The sequence below is a fragment of the Pedobacter polaris genome, assembly GCF_005116505.1.
GTDB lineage: Bacteria > Bacteroidota > Bacteroidia > Sphingobacteriales > Sphingobacteriaceae > Pedobacter > Pedobacter polaris.
The window spans coordinates 72,691-92,190 of the sequence record NZ_SWBR01000003.1; the positions used below are offsets into that span (position 1 = coordinate 72,691).

16 protein-coding genes are annotated in these 19,500 nt (G+C 33.0%); 8 read left to right on the forward strand and 8 right to left on the reverse strand.

The window, feature by feature from the left end; genetic code table 11:
• Window positions 1-21: 21 nt before the first annotated feature.
• From rimO to FA048_RS12425, 6 genes are all read right to left on the reverse strand, one after another.
• Entirely contained in the window at window positions 22-1,353 is a 1,332-nt protein-coding gene (rimO, locus tag FA048_RS12400; protein WP_205943480.1) for a 30S ribosomal protein S12 methylthiotransferase RimO, read from the reverse strand.
• Window position 1,354: 1 nt separating this feature from the next.
• Entirely contained in the window at window positions 1,355-2,317 is a 963-nt protein-coding gene (gene ftsY, locus FA048_RS12405; protein WP_136841450.1) for a signal recognition particle-docking protein FtsY, read from the reverse strand.
• Between the two features lie 70 nt (window positions 2,318-2,387).
• Window positions 2,388-2,552 (reverse strand): DUF4295 domain-containing protein, encoded by a 165-nt coding sequence (locus FA048_RS12410; RefSeq protein ID WP_136841452.1) that lies wholly within the window; start codon window positions 2,550-2,552, stop codon window positions 2,388-2,390.
• A gap of 71 nt (window positions 2,553-2,623) precedes the next feature.
• A complete protein-coding gene (rpmG, locus tag FA048_RS12415; protein WP_008242799.1) occupies window positions 2,624-2,806 on the reverse strand; it encodes a 50S ribosomal protein L33 in 183 nt (60 codons plus the stop codon).
• Window positions 2,807-2,843: 37 nt separating this feature from the next.
• Complete coding sequence (rpmB, locus tag FA048_RS12420) at window positions 2,844-3,077, reverse strand: 50S ribosomal protein L28 (protein ID WP_136841454.1); 234 nt, start codon at window positions 3,075-3,077, stop codon at window positions 2,844-2,846.
• A 90-nt stretch (window positions 3,078-3,167) separates the two neighbouring features.
• Window positions 3,168-3,665, reverse strand: a complete 498-nt coding sequence (locus FA048_RS12425; RefSeq protein ID WP_136841456.1) for a hypothetical protein — start codon at window positions 3,663-3,665, stop codon at window positions 3,168-3,170.
• A gap of 121 nt (window positions 3,666-3,786) precedes the next feature.
• On the opposite strand from FA048_RS12425, the gene acs reads away from it, so the two are divergent.
• Both acs and FA048_RS12435 read left to right on the forward strand, forming a co-directional pair.
• Window positions 3,787-5,682: an acetate--CoA ligase gene (gene acs / locus FA048_RS12430; RefSeq protein ID WP_136841458.1), complete on the forward strand. Its 1,896-nt coding sequence runs from the start codon at window positions 3,787-3,789 to the stop codon at window positions 5,680-5,682.
• A gap of 98 nt (window positions 5,683-5,780) precedes the next feature.
• Complete coding sequence (locus FA048_RS12435; protein WP_136841460.1) at window positions 5,781-5,966, forward strand: CsbD family protein; 186 nt, start codon at window positions 5,781-5,783, stop codon at window positions 5,964-5,966.
• 51 nt (window positions 5,967-6,017) lie between these two features.
• Here the strand turns inward: FA048_RS12435 and FA048_RS12440 are convergent, their stop codons facing one another.
• Both FA048_RS12440 and FA048_RS12445 read right to left on the reverse strand, forming a co-directional pair.
• Window positions 6,018-8,330, reverse strand: coding sequence for a hypothetical protein (locus FA048_RS12440; RefSeq protein ID WP_136841462.1), 2,313 nt, complete (start codon window positions 8,328-8,330; stop codon window positions 6,018-6,020).
• Between the two features lie 241 nt (window positions 8,331-8,571).
• Window positions 8,572-11,505: a M16 family metallopeptidase gene (locus tag FA048_RS12445; RefSeq protein WP_136841465.1), complete on the reverse strand. Its 2,934-nt coding sequence runs from the start codon at window positions 11,503-11,505 to the stop codon at window positions 8,572-8,574.
• Window positions 11,506-11,674: 169 nt separating this feature from the next.
• On the opposite strand from FA048_RS12445, the gene surE reads away from it, so the two are divergent.
• From surE to FA048_RS12475, 6 genes are all read left to right on the forward strand, one after another.
• Complete coding sequence (gene surE, locus FA048_RS12450) at window positions 11,675-12,514, forward strand: 5'/3'-nucleotidase SurE (protein WP_136841467.1); 840 nt, start codon at window positions 11,675-11,677, stop codon at window positions 12,512-12,514.
• 2 nt (window positions 12,515-12,516) lie between these two features.
• Window positions 12,517-12,783 (forward strand): stationary phase survival protein SurE, encoded by a 267-nt coding sequence (locus FA048_RS12455; protein WP_136841469.1) that lies wholly within the window; start codon window positions 12,517-12,519, stop codon window positions 12,781-12,783.
• Window positions 12,784-12,849: 66 nt separating this feature from the next.
• Window positions 12,850-13,950 carry a lipid-A-disaccharide synthase gene (gene lpxB / locus FA048_RS12460; RefSeq protein ID WP_136841471.1) on the forward strand — a complete coding sequence of 367 codons (1,101 nt, stop codon included), beginning with the start codon at window positions 12,850-12,852 and terminating at the stop codon, window positions 13,948-13,950.
• 117 nt (window positions 13,951-14,067) lie between these two features.
• Window positions 14,068-14,712, forward strand: a complete 645-nt coding sequence (locus FA048_RS12465; protein WP_136841473.1) for a hypothetical protein — start codon at window positions 14,068-14,070, stop codon at window positions 14,710-14,712.
• A 69-nt stretch (window positions 14,713-14,781) separates the two neighbouring features.
• Window positions 14,782-15,786, forward strand: coding sequence for a LacI family DNA-binding transcriptional regulator (locus FA048_RS12470; protein WP_136841475.1), 1,005 nt, complete (start codon window positions 14,782-14,784; stop codon window positions 15,784-15,786).
• A gap of 676 nt (window positions 15,787-16,462) precedes the next feature.
• On the forward strand, window positions 16,463-19,492 hold the full coding sequence (locus FA048_RS12475; RefSeq protein ID WP_136841477.1) for a SusC/RagA family TonB-linked outer membrane protein: 3,030 nt from the start codon (window positions 16,463-16,465) through the stop codon (window positions 19,490-19,492).
• Window positions 19,493-19,500: the final 8 nt, after the last annotated feature.

Genomic DNA, 19,500 nt, shown 5'->3' on the forward strand with positions numbered 1-19,500 from the left:
GTCAAAGCTACAGTAGCTCAATTATTTTACAATTTGTCCATACAGGTCGAAATCTTCTGCACGGTCTATCTTTACATTTACAAAACTACCATTAGCGGCATAACCAGAGTTCGCATCAATTAAAACCTCGTTATCAACTTCAGGGCTATCAAATTCAGTACGTCCAATAAAGAAATCACCTTCTTTTCTGTCGATTAATACTTTATAGGTTTTATCAATTTTTTCTTGATTGATTTCAAAAGAAATACCCTGTTGTAATTCCATAATTGCATCAACACGAGCTTGTTTAATTTCTTCAGGTACATCATCAACCAATTGATGAGCATGGGTTTTTTCTTCGTGAGAATAGGTAAAACAACCTAAACGATCGAAGCGAGTTTCTTCTACCCAATTGTACATTTCTTCAAAATCTCTTTCTGTTTCACCCGGATAACCACATATTAAAGTAGTCCTCATGGCAATATTAGGAACTTTTGCTCTAATGTCATTTACAATATCGATGGTTTTTTGTTTAGAAATACCTCTACGCATAGATTTTAACATGTTATCTGTAATGTGCTGTAAAGGCATATCCAGATATTTGCAAATGTTTTCGCGTTCATTCATCGCATCTAAAATCTCCATTGGGAAACCAGAAGGATAAGCATACTGTAATCTAATCCACTCAATGCCTTTTACATCTGATAAACGGCGTAATAATTCATCAAGGTTACGTTTTCCATAGATATCTAAACCGTAATAGGTAAGGTCTTGAGCAATTAAAATGAGTTCTTTTGTTCCGTTAGCTGCTAAGATTTTAGCTTCATTAACTAACTCATTCATGTCTCTTGATACATGCTTGCCACGCATTAATGGAATAGCGCAAAAAGAGCATGGGCGATTGCAGCCCTCAGCAATTTTAAAATAAGCAAAGTGAGAAGGGGTCGTTAGTAACCGTTCTCCTATTAGCTCATGTTTGTAGTTTGCACCTAAACTGTGCAATATATTTTGTAAATCGTTAGTGCCGAAATAAGCATCAACGTTTGTAATTTCTGATTCTAATTCTGGTTTGTAGCGTTCAGATAAACAGCCAGTTACAATTACTTTTGCTATTTTACCTTCATCTTTTAACTGACTGTACTGTAAAATAGTATCAATAGATTCTTGTTTTGCATTATCGATAAAACCACAGGTATTGATAACAATAATATCATCTTTCCCAATGTTATTTGATTCATGTTCAACTGATAGATTGTTGCCACGTAGTTGTCCCATTAACACTTCAGAATCGTAAGTATTTTTTGAGCAACCTAATGTAATTACATTGATTTTAGGCTTAACGATAGGTTTAACAAGTTTATTTTTAGTAATCATATTAATTGAACAACGAGTTAACGAAATCTTTTTTGTCGAATAACTGTAAGTCATCCACTTTTTCGCCAACACCAATATATTTTACGGGAATTTTAAATTGATCTGAAATACCAATTACTACCCCACCCTTAGCGGTGCCATCTAGTTTAGTGATCGCTAATGCATTAACGTCGGTAGCTTCGGTAAATTGTTTACATTGCTCAAACGCATTTTGACCGGTTGAGCCATCTAAAACTAACAAAATCTCATGTGGTGCATTTGGAATTACTTTTTGCATAACATTTTTGATTTTACCTAGCTCATTCATTAACCCAACCTTATTGTGTAAACGTCCAGCTGTATCAATAATTACAACATCTTCATTATTTGCAACTGCAGATTGTAGCGTGTCAAATGCTACAGAAGCAGGATCTGAACCCATTGCTTGCGCTACAACCCTTACTCCAACACGTTCACCCCAAAGTTTTATTTGCTCTACAGCGGCCGCTCTAAAAGTATCTGCAGCACCAAGAACAACTTTTAAACCTTCTGCCTTAAGTTTATGAGCAAGTTTACCAATAGTAGTAGTTTTACCTACTCCGTTTACGCCCACCACCATTATTACATAAGGTTTATGGTCTCCATATTCGAAGCTGCGAAAATCGTTACTGTTATTTTCAGCTAATAAAAGTTGAATTTCATCACGCAATAAATGATTTAATTCAGAAGTAGAAAGATATTTGTCTTTTGCTACACGAGCTTGTATACGATCGATGATTTTTAGAGTTGTACTTACACCCACATCAGATGTTACCAATACTTCTTCTAGGTTATCAAGTACATCATCATCAACTGTAGATTTACCTGCAACAGCTTTTGTGATTTTACTTAGAAAACCTTCTTTAGTTTTTTCTAAACCTTTTTCTAAAGCCTCTTGAGCTTCAGGCGCAGTTTCTTTCTTCTTAAAAAAATCGAATAAACCCATAGAATGATGTTGAAATAAAAAAAGCCCTTCCGATAATACGGAACGGCTTTAATGTTATCTGTTAATAGAATTATTTACTGTGTGTACCAGCAATAGCATCTTTAACGTGATCGTTATGAACAATTTGTTCTTTGAATGAATAAGCGCCAGATTTTGGAGATTTATTCATTGTAATAACTTTCGAATATTCTTTACCTGTACCCGTTTTTAGGGTTGCAACTACTTTCTTAGCCATGTCTTTATAATTTTAAATGATTAATGATAGATGAATAGAAAACTGGATTTTCTACCTTTAAATCTTCAATCTTATTTAATTTCTTTGTGTACGGTTACTTTTTTCAATACTGGGTTGAATTTTTTCAATTCTAAACGCTCAGTAGTGTTCTTACGGTTTTTTGTAGAAATGTATCTAGACATACCTGGCATACCGCTAGTTTTATGTTCTGTACATTCTAGAATAACTTGTACTCTATTACCTTTTTTTGCCATTTTATTATTTTTTTATGCCGATAATCAGCAAAAGTTTTTACAAATATCCTTTTTTCATGAAACGACTAATCGCTTCAGAAATACCAATTTTATTAATGGTTTTGATTGCTGAAGTAGACACTTTTAGTGTTATCCAACGATCTTCTTCAGGAATATAAAATTTCTGAAGTTGTAGGTTAGGGTAAAATTTACGCTTCGTTTTAACGTTCGAGTGAGAAACATTAAATCCCGACATCGCCATTTTTCCTGTTAAATCACAAACTCTTGACATGACTTTATTATTATGTTGATTATTTCGCTACTTAATTTTTTTAAGAGTGTGCAAATATCAGAATTATTTTTGTAAACATCAAGTGAGATGCTAATTATTTTTTAATTCTATTCCAATATTCCATTCTCCTGCTTCATTTACTTCTAAATCAACACTTTCTTTTCCGCTGTAGAGCTTTAAATGCAATGGAAATTCAAGACCCGATAGCGTAAATAAATTTCTCATATTGGTGTCTTTGCTTAATTTAACATCTAAATATTTCCCTTTAATGATATCAATTTTGTCGAATACAGGAACTGAACCATCTTCAGTGTATCTTCTATTACCTTGTAGCACTGTGCCATTTATCGCATTCGAGGTTGGAATTGGTGTTGGAAAGCCAAAACGAATATAAACTAGGTTTTCTTTTGACTTCTTGCTTTTGCTAAAGCTAACACTCGCTATATTTGAAGATTTGCTAAATAGGTTATAGTTTTTCCCTTTTTTAAGCGTGTCAAGGTTTAATGTCGGCGATTTATAATTGCTTTTTGCAGATGCAATTAGTCCAAAAAACGAAAGAATAATAACTATTAATAAGGATTTCTTCATTGGTATATTAGCTTAAAATTTGCTATACCAAATATACAATGATTTATTTATCGTACTGTCTTTTTTGAACTTTTGGTTTAAACAGTATATTTGGACGAACCAAAATGTAAATATTATAATCATGCAGATCACCTCTTTTGAGCAATATCAAGAAACCTATAAACAAAGTGTAAATGAACCAGAGAAATTTTGGGCTGGCATAGCGGAAAATTTTTTATGGAAAAAGAAATGGGATAATGTATTGTCTTGGAATTTTTCTGAACCAAATATTAAGTGGTTTGAAGGAGCAAAATTAAACATTACTGATAATTGTTTAGACAGGCATTTAATAGAACATGGTGATAGGCCTGCCATTATTTGGGAGCCAAATGATCCAGAAAAAGACAGCATTACTTTAACCTATAAAATTTTACACGAACGTGTTTGCCGATTTGCAAATGTGCTAAAGAAAAATGGTGCAAAAAAAGGAGATAGAATTTGTATATATATGCCAATGGTGCCAGAATTGGCAATTGCAGTATTAGCTTGTGCTAGAATTGGCGCTGTACACTCTGTTGTTTTTGGTGGATTTTCTGCAAAATCTATTGCCGATAGAATTAATGATGCTTCTTGTAAGTTGGTTATTACTGCTGATGGGGCTTTTCGTGGCAACAAGCAAATTCAACTTAAAGAGGTAATTGATGATGCTTTAATTGGTTGCCCTACAATAGAAAAAGTAATTGTGCTAACACATACTCGTACTCCAGTTTCTATGTTAAAAGGTAGAGATTGTTGGTGGGAAGATGAGGTTAAAATGGTAGATGCCAACTGTCCAGCGGAAGAAATGGATGCGGAAGATTTGTTATTCATTTTATATACTTCTGGCTCAACAGGTAAGCCTAAAGGCGTTGTTCACACTTGTGCGGGTTATATGGTTTATACTGGATATACCTTTTCTAATGTGTTTAATTATCAACCAAATGAAGTGTTTTTTTGTACAGCTGATATTGGTTGGATTACTGGTCACTCTTATATAGTTTATGGACCACTCTCCCAGGGAGCAACTACTGTAATGTTTGAAGGAATACCAACCTTTCCTACAGCATCTAGATTTTGGCAGGTAATTGAAAAACATAAGGTAAATATCTTATATACAGCACCAACAGCTATAAGGTCTTTAATGGGTTTTGGAACGGAGCCTTTAAATGGAATAGATTTAAGTAGTTTACGTGTTTTAGGTTCTGTTGGAGAACCAATTAACGAAGAGGCATGGCACTGGTTTGATGAAGAAATAGGTAAAAAGAAAAGTCCGATTGTAGACACTTGGTGGCAAACCGAAACTGGTGGAATAATGATTTCTCCAATTGCTTATGTAACACCAACAAAACCAAGTTTCGCAACTTTACCTTTACCCGGTATACAGCCAATTTTAGTTGATGAAAATGGAAAAGAGATTGAAGGCAATGGCGTAAATGGAAATCTTTGTATCAAGTTTCCATGGCCAGGAATGTTACGAACTACGTATGGAGATCATGAGCGTTGTAAATTGACCTATTTTTCTACTTATGAAAACTTGTATTTTACTGGTGATGGCTGTCTTAGAGATGAAGATGGCTACTATAGAATTACAGGTAGGGTAGATGATGTAATAAATGTTTCTGGGCATAGAATAGGTACCGCCGAAGTAGAAAATGCAATAAATATGCATGCAGGCGTAATAGAAAGTGCTGTAGTAGGTTATCCACATGATGTGAAAGGACAGGGTATTTTTGCTTTTGTAATCTATCCAAACTTAAATAAGGATGCAGATTTAACGCGAAAAGATATTCTACAAACAGTTACAAGGGTAATTGGTGCAATTGCTAAGCCAGATAAAATTTTATTTGTATCTGGCCTACCAAAAACAAGGTCTGGGAAAATTATGCGCCGCATTCTACGTAAAGTTGCAGAAGGTGATACTGGTAACTTAGGTGACATTTCAACCTTGTTAGATCCAAATGTGGTAAATGAAATTATAGAAAGTTCTAAAACACTTTGATCTGCCCTTGGGAGGATGAAATTAGAATTCAAAAAACAATAATCTTATCCAATTGTTAGTTTAGCAATCAACTGATGTTAAACCAAAAAAATTTAAAGATGGATAAGTTAGAATGGCAAGGTAAATGGAATGAGATTAAAGGTAAAGTTAAACAAGCTTATGGCGATTTAACCGAGGATGATCTAAAGCACGAAGAGGGTAAGGATGATGAATTGTTGGGCAAGCTTCAACAAAAAACAGGAAAAGGAAGAGAAGAATTAGTTAAATGGATTAATTCTTTATAGAATTTAAATCTATAAAATGAAAGCGGTTGCATTATTAAGTAGCCGCTTTTTTTATTGGTTCTCTTTTGGCTTTACCTCAAAAAATCGTTCAGCATACACTACATCTTTATTTGTAATTCCTTGTACAATAACTCTAAATTTTCCGGTAATGTCACTTGTATAAAAACTGATTTCAGTTGGTTTACCCGCTGTTAAAACGCTTCCATAATTCCAATAGATGGTTGAGAAAAAAGCAGGTTCTAATGGTTCTTTGTAGTCGCTCATGTAAAATTCTTTTGGCGTATGGATGCCATCTATTAAATAAAGACCATTTAGATCTTTTGTATTGCAGACTTGATAGGTTGTCATTATTCCATTTGTAAGATAACTTCGACCTGCGACGGGTTGTTTATTTCCAAAATCTCCAACATGATTTCTACAATTTAAAATATTATAGACACAAACATAATCACCGCAGGCATTGGCACCTCTTAAAAAATTAAAGCCATTGTCATTTTTGTTATTGATTACTACTTCCTTTAAACGGATTAATTTTTCATTACTTTTTAGAACTAGCTCAGCATTGTTCTGTAAGTTAGATGGTAAAATTGGGCTTTCCTTAACTGTTGTTTTAGTAAGATTTAGGCTTGTTTTATGATACAAGTTGTTAACTTCGATAACATGAGTCATCATTTTTCCTCCATTTGTAAACAGGTATAATTTTTTACCAGGAGGAGTAAGCAAATCTTCATTTTTTAAGGTAAAAAAGCCTTTGTTATTTGTATTAATTAGTGATATACTTTCGCTCCCATAAGTGCCCAATACAATTGGAGCAGTCAATTCTTTTTTAGCTTTTGTAACTAATCCGGTAAGCTTTAAACTATCTGTTACAGTTAGTGTATCGCTGACTTTTAAATTTTGAAAATCTTGCCAAGTATATCTCCGCCATCCTTTAATTAGTAAAACTTGTTCTAAATAGTTCTTGTCTTTATAGGGTAATCCTTTGATGTGGATTGGCAATAAACTTAATTCATTTTTTAAATAAGTATAACTTTCTATATCATTTACTTTTTGTACTTCTAATCTATTATCTTGTACAACAGCAATAGAAACAATTCCCTGGATTTGGGTACTATCCAGTTTTATCTTCAAATTAACTTTTTCTCGCTGCATATAGGTTTGATTATCTGTTTCAAGAACCACTTTATCAGCGTTGTCATAATGTGCATAGAAAATCCGCTCTGCTAAAGGTCTGTCTAAGCTGTCAGAAACAGTAATTGTAGTTAGTCCTTTTGGTACTTCTGTTAAGGGAATTTTTACAGCTATTGTATTGTTACCCATATCAAATGGGATATTTAGAAAAGTTTCCCTAAAATTATGTAGGCGAATAGATAGGTGATGAGTTAGGTTTGTTTTTAAGTGTATACGAATTGTGTCTTTTACTAAGCTTTGTGCAATTGATAATGTTAATCCTTTCTCAATAGCTTTAGGTAAATGATAAATACTATCTGCTAAACCATCATGAATAAGTTTAACAGTGTAATCAGCACCCATATGGGGGGCTAGTTTAAATTTGCCAATGCCGTAGCTACTTGTTTCTATAGTATCTATAATCACGTTGTTTTTGTAAAGAAATGCAGTTAAGGCAACAGGTCGTTTTTGCTGGTCTTTTACTTCCCATCCTATGGTTGAAATAAGCCCATTAATTAAGCTGCCTCCCTCTGGATAAAACTTAACAGCTGCTTTACTTTTAGCTTGTGGTAGAGCCATGCTAATAAAACTGCTATCCTTCTCGTATTTTAATTTCAAATATAAATTGGGGTCAGTTAGTTGATTATGCTTGGGTAATGTAATCAACAATTGACCAGATATATCTGTATTAGCTGATTTTTTAATATTGCCATATTGATAGCTGATCGTTGTGGGTTTAGGCAGAAACCTATTGTCTTTCGAAGTTACAGATACCAATACATTGTGATTTTTGTTTTCGGCAGTTGTTGGCTCTGCCAATTTCATACTCGCTTTAAAGGCAGGATCTATATTTGTTTTTAAAGTTATAGGTTGATTAAAAACAGCATCAGGAACTCCATTTGTTAGTCTATCTGTATAAACTAAAAAATGATAATTTCCAGTTAAAATGGAATCTGGTAAGGTAATGCTACCAAATGATAGTCCATTCTGCATTATAAATTTATCCTCTAAAACAATAGTGCTGTCAGCATCTCTTATAAATGCAACAGCCATTACAGTGTGTTTGTATATAGGATTTGCAGCAGGTGTAATTAAATACCCTGTAAAATAAACAGTTTCATTATTAGCGTATACATTTTTATCAAAGTGAACAAATAGATTGGTAGTGGGTTTCACCTTGCTTAGCCAATGCATTTTTTGAGCAATAAGGTCTTGTGAAATAGCTGAGTTAGTACCGAGAAGAAAAAATAGACAATACAGTATAAAACGCATAACTAAAAGTAAATGATTAAGATGGAATATCAAAAAGCATTTAGCTTGAGCTGAATTTACTTCTTGCATTTGCAAAACTGACATTAAAAAAAAGCGGCTTTCATTTCTGAAAACCGCTTAGATTGAAATAATCTTTGTTCTTTTGGCCTTAATCTATAATCTTCTAGTATCCGAACAATTGTTCTAAAGTTAAGGTAGTAACAGTACCGAATTTCTGCATGTCTTCCATTTTAACCTTTTTGTCTGAAGCAACAATTAAATAAGTATAAGGTTTATTAGCTACTTTTTGAGTATGGAAATCCTTGATGCTCGTAAAAGTAATAGGCTTTAATTCTTTGTACAAATCAATTCTAGAATCATAATCGTACCCTAATTTTTTGTCTGCAAAATAATAAGCAAAAACAAGGTCTTTGGTTACACGAGTAGTTTCTAAGCTATTCAAAACATTGCTTTTTGCTCCATCAAAAGATTTATCACTTTGTGGTAGAACATTTAACAATTCATTCATTCCATTCACAGCATCAGTCATTTTATCAGCCTGACTACCAACATAAGCAATCATACTGTATTGTTTGTCTGCTTTGTCTGGTGAAACATATTGTGCAAAAGTTGAGTATGCCAAAGCTTTTGATTCTCTAATGGTTTGGAAAACAATTGAACCCATACCACCACCAAAATAGCTGTTAAATACTTGAATATTTGCAGCATCAGTTTTATTGTATAAGCCTGTGTTTCTTAACCAACGAATTTCTGATTGTACCATATCATAATTAGCGAAATACACTTTGTTTGCATCTTGAGTAGTGTAAGTGTAAACTTTAGCAGGTGCAGCCTCAGTAAATTCTTTTGGCATAAGGTGCACTTTTTTCACTTCAGCAGTAAATGTTGCCAAGTCTTTTGGTCCATAATAAGTAATTACATGTTCGTAATTAGTTAAATTTCGGATAAGAGAGATCAGATCTTCGGATTTTATGTTTTTAACATCGTCATTACTCAATACATTATTAAATGGATTTACACTACCATATTGGGCATATGATGTTAATCCACTCATAATTTGACCCTTGTTCAATTTATTGTTCTCACGACTTTTTAAGATGGTCCCTTTTAAATCGCTTAATGCTTTTTCATCAGGTTTTACATTCGCTAAAATATGTTCAACTAAACTTACTGCTTTATCAAAGTTTTCTTGTAAACCACTAATGTTAATGGTAGTTACTTCAGTACCAACACTTAAGTTGTAAGTGCAGGCAATGTCATAAAATGCCTTACTCAATTCTTCAGCAGTATATTTATCAGTTCCTAAGAAAGTAAGATAAGTAGAAGCATAAGGTAACAATTTGTAGTTATTTGAACCAATGTTAATTCTATAACTCATTCTAAAAATAGAATTATCTACATTTTTTGTGGTTAAAACCTCTGCAATTCCTGCTTTGCCAAAAACGATATCTTTTTTATAATCGATAAATTTAGGGGCAATAGCTTTAACTGGCATTGCTAAAGTATTTTTTACAAATGGAGAAGTTAAACCTGCATTTGCATTAATTGGGGTTATTGTTGGTTTTTCTACTTTAACAGTGTTTTTATCAACACCCTTGCGTTTGTAGCCGATTACATAATTGTCTTTAAAAAATGTATTGGCAAAAGCAACAACTTGAGCTTTAGTAATTTTGGCTGTTGCTTCTATATCACCTAAACTTTTATCCCATTTTGTACCTCTATTTAAAACAAATTCGGTAGATAGGTTTTCTGCTCTATTATTATTGCTATCAAACGCTTGTAAGAAACCAAGTTTTTGGTTGGCAACAATTGCTTTCAAAAGTTTCTCATCAAATTCGCCTTTTTTAAGTAGTTCTATTTGGCCTAAAAGCAATTTCGAAGCTTCTTCTAAAGTTTGTCCACTTCTTGGAGACGCAGATAGATTAAACACTCCATAGTCTTTCATTTGCTGATAACCAGCACTTGATCTTAATGTTTTTTGTTGCTTATTAAGGTTAATGTCTATTAATCCGGCTTTTCCATTCATTAAAATGCTACGAATTAAATTTAACATTAAGCTTGACTGTGAGTTTTCAGGGAAACCACGGTAATAAATCTCAACCATTTCTGCACTTGGACCAAACACCTCAACTTGTTGTATTTTAGTAAGTGGTTTTTCTGGTGCAGGATTATACAAAGTAACTGGTTTTGCAACCATGTAACTGAAGGTCTTATCAATCTTTTTGATCATTTCATCAGGATTAAAATCTCCTGTGAAAATTGCCGCCATGTTATTTGGTACATAATATTTGTTGTAGTAATTTCTAATTTCTACTAAAGACGGATTTTTTAAATGTTCGATAGTTCCGATAGTAGTTTGTTGCCCGTAGTTATGAGTTGGGAACAATAATTCCATCATTGCCTCATCTAGTTTATTGGGATCGCTATCTAAACTTCTATTTTTTTCTTCGTATACTGCTTCTAGCTCAGTATGAAAGATACGGAAAATTGGTTTGCGGAAACGCTCGCCCTGAATAGCTAAAAATTTGTCTACTGAATTAGAAGGGAAATCTTCATTGTAAACAGTTTCTTCATACCAAGTATGTGCATTTGAAGAGCTGCCACCAATGCCAGTCATCAATTTATCATACTCATTAGCAATAGAGAAGTTTGAAGCTTCACCAGAAGTTTTATCTATTTCTTTATAAATTTCTTTGCGTTGAGCTGGGTCTGTTGTTTTGTTGTACTTTTCATAAAGTGCATCAATTTTATCTAAAAGTGGTTTTTCTTTTTCCCAGTTATCGGTTCCATATTTATCAGTTCCTTTAAATAGAACATGTTCTAAATAATGCGCTAAGCCTGTTGCACTTCTTGGGTCTGTATTACTACCAGCTCTAACGGCCATACGGAACTCGATGTTTGGTTCCTTATTGTTAGGGGATAAAATTACTGTTAATCCATTTTTAAGTGTGTAAAAACGAGATTTAGATGGGTCATTAGTTACATATTTGTAAGTATAACCTCCAGATGTGGCTGTTTTCCATTGGTAAGTGGATTGAGCCATTAAAGTTGAGCCTGTTAATAATAAACAGACAAATAATAGTAATTTGTTTTTCATTCGTTTATTTAAATTAAGTTAGATAAAGATCATAGGCGATGATTTTGTCTATGATGATTTCATTAATAATAAGTTATACTGTAAATATAAGTGGATAGCATACAATTTTCCTAGAAATGGATGAAAATATATCCGTTTAGCTTTCAATAATTCTCGTATTTTTACCAGCATGAATAAGGACACTAAGAAACCCACAATTTTAGTTGTTAACGATGATGGAATTACAGCTCCCGGCATTAAAAGCTTAATAGAAGTAATGCAAGAAATCGGACATGTTGTTGTTGTTGCACCAGATGGTCCGCAATCTGGAATGGGGCATGCAATTACGATAGGAAAACCACTTCGTTTTGATAAAGTAGATTTATACCCAGATGTTGAAATGTACAAATGTTCTGGGACTCCGGTAGATTGTGTTAAACTTGCTGTTAATATAGTTTTTAAAGGGAAGAAGCCTGATTTATGTGTTTCAGGGATTAACCACGGATTAAACAATTCTATCAATGTTATTTATTCCGGAACCATGTCAGCTGCGGTTGAAGGAGCAATTGAAAAAATTCCATCCATAGGTTTCTCTCTTGATGATTTTGCACAAGATGCAGATTTTAGTCATTGTAAAAAATTTATAAAGACAATTTCATTGCAAGTTTTAGAAAATGGTTTACCAGAATCTACATTGTTAAATGTAAACTTCCCAAAAGGAGGTGATTTAAAAGGGATTAAAATTTGCAGGCAAGCAAATGCCAAATGGGCAGAGGAATTTGATAAAAGAACCGATCCATATAAGCGCCCTTATTACTGGTTAACAGGTGTTTTTGAAAATTATGATAAAGGAGAAGATACTGATGTTTGGGCTTTAGATCATGGATTTGTATCAGTAGTTCCTGTACAGTTTGATTTAACAGCTCATCACGCAATTCCGATTTTAAATAGTTGGAGTTTTGATGATACAAAAGCTTCAAAATCTACAATTCAGAAAACTGCAGGCCCTGATGGAGGTAACTTAGGTTAATAATGAAAGCTGCTGAAATAAAAAATAACGTTTGGAATGGTATTTTAATAGGATTTATCGTCCCAGTTGTTCCAGGCCTTGTAGTTTGGTTTCTAATGCAAAAAATTACAGTCTTAAAAAAAGCTGATTTACTTTTAATAGCTTGTATTGCGTTAAATGCCTTATTAATGAATTATTTTTTTAAACAAAATAAGGATAATATTGCCCGAGGAATCATTAGCATCACTTTTTTATGGGCATTTGCCTTTTTCTTTTACAAAGTTTTTTAAGGTTAAAGGAGTACAGTTAAAGACCTTAAAATCTTGGTGCTCGATATAAATACTTGATACTCAAAAATGAAATATTATTTAGTCGCAGGAGAAGCATCTGGAGATTTACATGGTGCAAATTTAATGAAAGCATTAAAAATTGAGGATCCAAATACAGATTTCAGGTATTTTGGTGGCGATAAAATGCAACATGAGGGTGGCAAACTAGTTAAGCATTATGCCGATATGGCATTTATGGGTTTTACTGAAGTAGTAATGAATTTGCCTACTATTTTGAAAAACATGAAATCTTGTAAGGCGGATATTTTAGCTTATCAACCAGATGTTTTGATCTTAATAGATTTTCCAGGTTTTAACTTAAAAATAGCAGAGTTTGCGAAGAAGCAAGGCATTAAAGTTTGTTATTATATTTCTCCAAAAGTTTGGGCCTGGAATCAAAAAAGAGTATTAAAGATTAAAAGAGACATTGACCAAATGTTTTCTATTCTGCCATTTGAAGTAGATTTTTATAAAAAATGGGGAATGGATATCCATTATGTAGGAAATCCATTACTAGATGAGATAGCTCAGTTTAATCCAGATGTGGATTTTAGGAAAAATCAAGGCTTAACAACTCAAAAAATTATAGCGTTATTACCCGGAAGCCGTAAACAAGAGATAGAAAGGTTGCTTCCGGATATGTTAAGTATAACAGAACAATTTCCAAATTATCAATTTGTAATTGCAGCAGCACCAAATTTTAATGAAAGTTATTACCACAAATACATTGGGGATAAAAAAGTGAAATTGGTTTTCTCACAAACCTATAATCTATTGCAAAATGCTCATGCGGCATTAGTTGCCTCTGGCACAGCCACATTAGAAACTGCATTATTCAAAATTCCACAAGTTGTGTTGTATAGAGGTGGTGCAATTTCTGTTGGCATTGCTAGGTTGGTTATTAAAATTAGATTTATTTCTTTGGTAAATTTAATTATGAACAGAAGAGTGGTAGAAGAGCTAATACAACAAGATTGTAATACTGAAAAAATTATTGCTAATTTAACACAGGTAGTTGATGGTGCAGAAAGAGAAAGAATGCTGAAAGATTATGAGGAATTAGCTTCCATTATGGGAGTTGCAGGCGCATCTGAGCGAACAGCTAAATTGATTGTTAATTTTTCTTAAAAACGCTGTATAAATATACCATTTGAACGGTATATCCAAAAAATGAAAATAATATTAATCATTAGTTTGTTTAGTTAGTTTGGAATGAATATCATTGCAGCAAAAATCAAACAAAAAATGAAAAAAATCTTATTAACTCTCTTAGTAATTATCTTTAGTTACAGTGCAAAAGCACAATTTGAAGGCTCAAAACAGATATTTGAAAGCCCTAAATTAAAATCAGAAATTTCAAACCACAAGCTTGTTGCTATTTTGCCTTTTAATACCAAGATAACGTATAAAAAACAGCCTAAAAATTTTAATGTCGAAGCAAATAGAGATCAAGAAAAAACAATGTCAAAATCAATTCAATCTAGTATGTATACTTTCCTTTTAAGAAAAGGTAAAAATTACACAGTAGAATTCCAGGATGTTGATAAGACTAATATCTTGCTTAAGAAAGCTGGTATGTTAGATAAACTTGATGAATTTACAAAAGATGAAGTTGCTAAAGCACTGGGTGTAGATGCAATTATCGGAGGGAATTTTGAAACTGAACAAACTAAATCTGAAGCTGGAGCAATTGCATCGGCAGTTTTGTTTGGTGGTTTTGGTGGTAAAACAGGGACAGGGACTTTAACACTAACTTTAAATAACGGACCTACTGGAGATTTACTTTGGCGCTTCTTTAAAACAATGGATGATGGTATAACAACTTCTACAGATGATTTGGTAGAAAGAATGATGCGGAAAGTATCTCGTAATTTTCCTTATGCAATGTAGCTTTCTTTATTCTGTAATAGTTTATATTTGATTAAATTGATATTAAAGATTTGTGAAATTTAACCAAATATGAAAGCGCTTTCCATAAAAGACATTGCATTAAAAGCCAATGTGTCCATTACAACGGTATCATTTATCATTAATGGTAAAGCTAAAGAGAAATCTATTAGCGATGCTGTGATAAAAAAAGTTCAACAGATCATTATTGATAGCGGTTATAAGCCTAACCAAATTGCCCGTAGTTTGCGTACAGGGAATTCGAATATTATTGGTTTAATTATCGAAGATATTTCAAATTCATTCTTTTCAAGAATAGCAAGGCTGATAGAAGATAAAGCCTATAAAAAAGGGTATAAAATTATTTACTCAAGTACGGAAAATAATGTAGAAAAGGCTCAAGAATTAATTAACCTTTTTAAGTCGAGAAAGGTAGATGCTTATATTATTTCTCCTATTAAAGGAATAGAAGAGGATATTCAGATTTTATTAAATGAAAATAAGCCTGTTATTTTGTTCGATAGAAATTTGCCGGAATTAAATACAAATTACGTAGGCGCAAATCACTTTGTTGCATCTTACCAAGCTGTAGAGAGTTTCATTAAACAAGGAAAGAGAAATATTGCTTTGGTTACTACCGATATTGATGTACAGCAAATTGTAGAGCGATATGAGGGTTATAAAAAAGCAATTATCGATTATGCTTTGCCATACAGTGAAGACCTTGTTTTAAAAATACCATTTAATCAGAAAGAGGAAAGTACCGCAAAAGAGCTGAAGCAACTTTTTAAAAATAAAGATGTGGATGCGGTACTTTTTGCGACGAATTATCTTGCCATTAGTGGATTAAAGGTGTTAAAACAAATAGACAAAAAATTAGACGAAAATTTTGCCGTTATTGGTTACGATGATCACGAGGCATTTGAGCTACATACACCAAGTATATCAACCATTCAGCAACCGTTAGAAGAAATTGCAGAAACAATTATTAAACTAATTTTGAATCAACTTTCATCAAAGACTAAACTACCTGACCAACAAATCATTATTCCTGCAAAATTAATTCTAAGAAATTAATTTTAATTTGGCAATAAGTGAATTTATTTCTAGAGGTAATTATTTCCTTATAGCATTTCAATTATTTTCTTTCATGCAATAGTGAAAAGAGAACACTAATTAGCAAGGAGATTAGCTTTCCTATTGTGAAAGTAAACAGCCAATTAGCATAAAAACTTCTACAGTGACTAGTTATAGGGTATAAGTTAAGAATTATGTATGCAACTTAATTGTTACATACGTGTCGGCTTATTCAGATTTTTTTTAATTAATATTGATTTACTAAAACGATTTACTGTGCCGGTTATTTTTGCAGTGAATAGAGACATGCTATAAAATTTCTAATAATCATTAGAAAAGGTTTGTTTCAAGAACTATCATTATTGAGCAGTATAACTAAAACGTTTTATTATTAGTATAGCCAAATATTTGTATGAAACAAGTTGGAGTAATTGCATTTGATTTTTGGCCTTGTGATAGGTTATTAAAAGGTGTTTTTAAGATTAAGTTTCCTTTAAGCGGATTTGTTGTTGCTTTAATAATCTTTATCTACTGCTTTGTAAAACAGCTAATTCGTAGCTCCTTCATGATACTTGGAAATCAAAATAAGGTTATAACTCAAGCGCTAACCAAAACTTTAGCGCAGTATGCTTTCCTGAATCTCAGATAACTAATCATAATTAAACAAAATCAGCTAATGAAAATTAATTTACTTAAAACTAAAGGACTCTTTGCAATTTTATTGTTCAGTGGACCTGCATTTTCAATGGACTCAGGGAGCATTATATCCACAAGATCCATCGAACTCAAAATGCCTTGGCAGCACAATCAAGTGCTAAGTATTGTAACCGGAACTGTTGTTGATAATGACAATCAACCTGTGCCTGGTGTTGGTATAAAAAACATTATTAATGGTAAAAGTGCAATTACCGATGCTAATGGAAAGTTTAGCATAGAAACAGTTGGTGCAAATGATATATTGCGATTTTCTTACATCGGATTTGTAACCCAAGATGTAACTGTAGGTACTCAAACTTCATTTAACATTAAACTGGTACAATCTGCCACCACTAAGTTAAACGAAGTGGTAGTTGTAGGTTATGGTACACAAACAAGAAATGAAATCACCTCTGCTATAACTAAAGTAGACTCTGCAGATTTTAGACAAAGTGGTTCAAGAAATCCATTAGATTTATTGATTGGTAAAGTAGCGGGTTTGCAAATTACCAGAACAGGCGGTACCAATCCAAACTCAGGTGTCGGTATTCAACTTAGAGGTGTAACCACCTTAGCAGGTGCTGCTGAACCATTAATTATTATTGATGGAATACCGGGTGGAAATTTAGATTTATTACAGCAAGACGATATCGAATCATTTAGTGTTTTAAAAGATGGTTCGGCCGCTGCAATTTATGGAACAAGAGCTAATGCTGGGGTAATTATCGTTACTACTAAGAAAGGTAAACGTGGACCTTCTAAGTTCGATTACAATTCATTTGTAAGAACGGAAACTTTAGTGAAAAGACCAGATTTTATGACTGCTGCACAATATCGTGAGCGTCTTGCGAGCGGTCAAGTTTCAGGCACAGATTACGGAGGAGATTTTGATTATTTTGATGAATTGATCAATAAAGATAACTTATCTCATAATCATAATTTTGCAGTATCTGGAGGTGGTGAAAATTCTTTTTACAGAGCGAGTGTAAATTTTAGAGATGTTCAAGGTTTTGCAAGAGAAAATGCTAGGAAAGAATATGGATTGCGCTTAAGTTTAACACAAACGGGATTTGAAAATAGATTAACTGCACAATTTAATGTGGCTGCAAACTTTAACAATGCCAATTTATTAGGTGGTGGTGGTTGGGAAACCGTGTTAACAAGAAACCCTACCGAGTCTTACTATAATCCTGATGGTACATTTAAATTTACAAGAAATATTACCAATGAAATTGCAAGATTAGAGCAAGAAAAGAATAGAAGACAACAACAGACAACATCTATTGATGGTAAAGTTGATTTTTTGGTTTTTAAAGGTTTAAAAGCATCAGTATTTGGTGCTCATCAACGAAATTATAATTTAAATAGTGAATATAGAGATAGGGCGAGTCAGAACTCTGTGGAAATTGATGTTGCTGAAGTAGTAGGAGGTGGATATGCATCTAGAAGTACCAGCTTATCGCAAAATTTTAACGTTGAGCCAACCTTAGAGTATAATACAGTTATTGGAAACCAGCATAAAATAACAGCAGTTGCAGGTTATTTTTATAGGTATGAAGTAAATGAGGGCTTTAATGCAAACAACAGAGGGTATTTAAACGATATTTTTGAAGACAATAATTTAGCAGCGGCTCCTATACGATTAAACGTTACAGGTATTGGCAGTAATAAAAATGACAATACTTTAATCGCAGGTTTTGCAAGGGTAAGTTATGCTTTTGGAGATCGTTTTTTTGCACAGGCAAGTATTCGTCGTGAGGGTTCTTCAAGATTTGGGGCAAATAATAAATGGGCCACGTTTCCAGCTGTATCTGGGGGATGGAATGTAACACAAGAAAATTTCATGAAAAATGTAAAGTTTGTAAATAACTTAAAAATTAGATTAGGTTATGGAGAGACAGGTAACTCAGGTTTCGCAAACTATTCATCTTTAGTACTATTAGGTACTGGTGGAATATATCTTTTTCCAACCGGAAGTTATCTCCAAACGTATGGGCCAACTAGAAATCCAAATCCAAACTTAAGATGGGAAAGAAAAAAGGAAATGAATCTAGGAATAGACTTTACAATTTTAAACAATAAATTAACAGGATCGATCGATTTGTACAATAGAACAATAAAAGATTTGATTGATACCTATACCTCGCCACAGCCACCATTTATTGTTAGTTCTATTATTACTAACGTAGGTACTATTTCCGCAAAAGGTATAGAAATTACCTTAGGTTATATGCCAGTAAAAACTGATAAATTCTCATGGAATATTGATTTTGCTGGAAGTACAACGAGAAATGTGCTAGATCGCTATTCAAATGATGAATATAAAAGAGATTTAAAGAAATTTGGCGCTATAGGAGGCTTTGGTGCATTGGGTGATGCCATTCGTACTTACGAAGGCAGAAAGGTGGGTGAATTTTGGGGCAAAAGGTTTGCTGGTTTTACACCTGATGGTAAATGGACATTCTATAATCGTAATGGCGATGTAGTTTCAAATGCCCAAATTAATACTTCAGATTTCAGAGATCAAACTGATCTAGCAGTTATTGGAAATGCGATACCAAAGTATTATTTATCATTAACTAACTCATTTACTTTTAAAGGATTTGATTTTAGAGTTTTCTTAAGAAGTAAATTAGATTATGATATTTTAAATACACCAGCTATTTCTTATGGGAATAAAACTGGGGTATCAAACCTTAATTTACTAAATAGTGCTTATACCAAATACGCAGAAATAAACGATACCTACATGTATTCAGATTATTATGTGGAGAGTGGAAGTTTTATGAAAATTGATGAGGTTACCCTTGGATATACTTTTAAAACAGGTGTAAAATCTATTAGAAACTTAAGAGCATATGTAACAGGACAAAATTTAGCAACGATAACGGGATATACAGGTAATGATCCTGATTTTGTGTCTGATACTGGTTTAGGTCCAGGTATAGATTCTAGAAGTCCTTACCCATCTACAAGACAGTTTTTATTCGGTGTTAGTTTTGGATTTTAATAATTACG

Bases quoted from the DNA above. Each gene is read 5' to 3' on its own strand.
- rimO (WP_205943480.1), bottom strand. From the start codon at position 1,353: ATGATTACTAAAAATAAACTTGTTAAACCTATCGTTAAGCCTAAAATC.
- ftsY (WP_136841450.1), bottom strand. From the start codon at position 2,317: ATGGGTTTATTCGATTTTTTTAAGAAGAAAGAAACTGCGCCTGAAGCT.
- FA048_RS12410 (WP_136841452.1), bottom strand. From the start codon at position 2,552: ATGGCTAAGAAAGTAGTTGCAACCCTAAAAACGGGTACAGGTAAAGAA.
- rpmG (WP_008242799.1), bottom strand. From the start codon at position 2,806: ATGGCAAAAAAAGGTAATAGAGTACAAGTTATTCTAGAATGTACAGAA.
- rpmB (WP_136841454.1), bottom strand. From the start codon at position 3,077: ATGTCAAGAGTTTGTGATTTAACAGGAAAAATGGCGATGTCGGGATTT.
- FA048_RS12425 (WP_136841456.1), bottom strand. From the start codon at position 3,665: ATGAAGAAATCCTTATTAATAGTTATTATTCTTTCGTTTTTTGGACTA.
- acs (WP_136841458.1), top strand. From the start codon at position 3,787: ATGCAGATCACCTCTTTTGAGCAATATCAAGAAACCTATAAACAAAGT.
- FA048_RS12435 (WP_136841460.1), top strand. From the start codon at position 5,781: ATGGATAAGTTAGAATGGCAAGGTAAATGGAATGAGATTAAAGGTAAA.
- FA048_RS12440 (WP_136841462.1), bottom strand. From the start codon at position 8,330: ATGCATTGGCTAAGCAAGGTGAAACCCACTACCAATCTATTTGTTCAC.
- FA048_RS12445 (WP_136841465.1), bottom strand. From the start codon at position 11,505: ATGAAAAACAAATTACTATTATTTGTCTGTTTATTATTAACAGGCTCA.
- surE (WP_136841467.1), top strand. From the start codon at position 11,675: ATGAATAAGGACACTAAGAAACCCACAATTTTAGTTGTTAACGATGAT.
- FA048_RS12455 (WP_136841469.1), top strand. From the start codon at position 12,517: ATGAAAGCTGCTGAAATAAAAAATAACGTTTGGAATGGTATTTTAATA.
- lpxB (WP_136841471.1), top strand. From the start codon at position 12,850: ATGAAATATTATTTAGTCGCAGGAGAAGCATCTGGAGATTTACATGGT.
- FA048_RS12465 (WP_136841473.1), top strand. From the start codon at position 14,068: ATGAAAAAAATCTTATTAACTCTCTTAGTAATTATCTTTAGTTACAGT.
- FA048_RS12470 (WP_136841475.1), top strand. From the start codon at position 14,782: ATGAAAGCGCTTTCCATAAAAGACATTGCATTAAAAGCCAATGTGTCC.
- FA048_RS12475 (WP_136841477.1), top strand. From the start codon at position 16,463: ATGAAAATTAATTTACTTAAAACTAAAGGACTCTTTGCAATTTTATTG.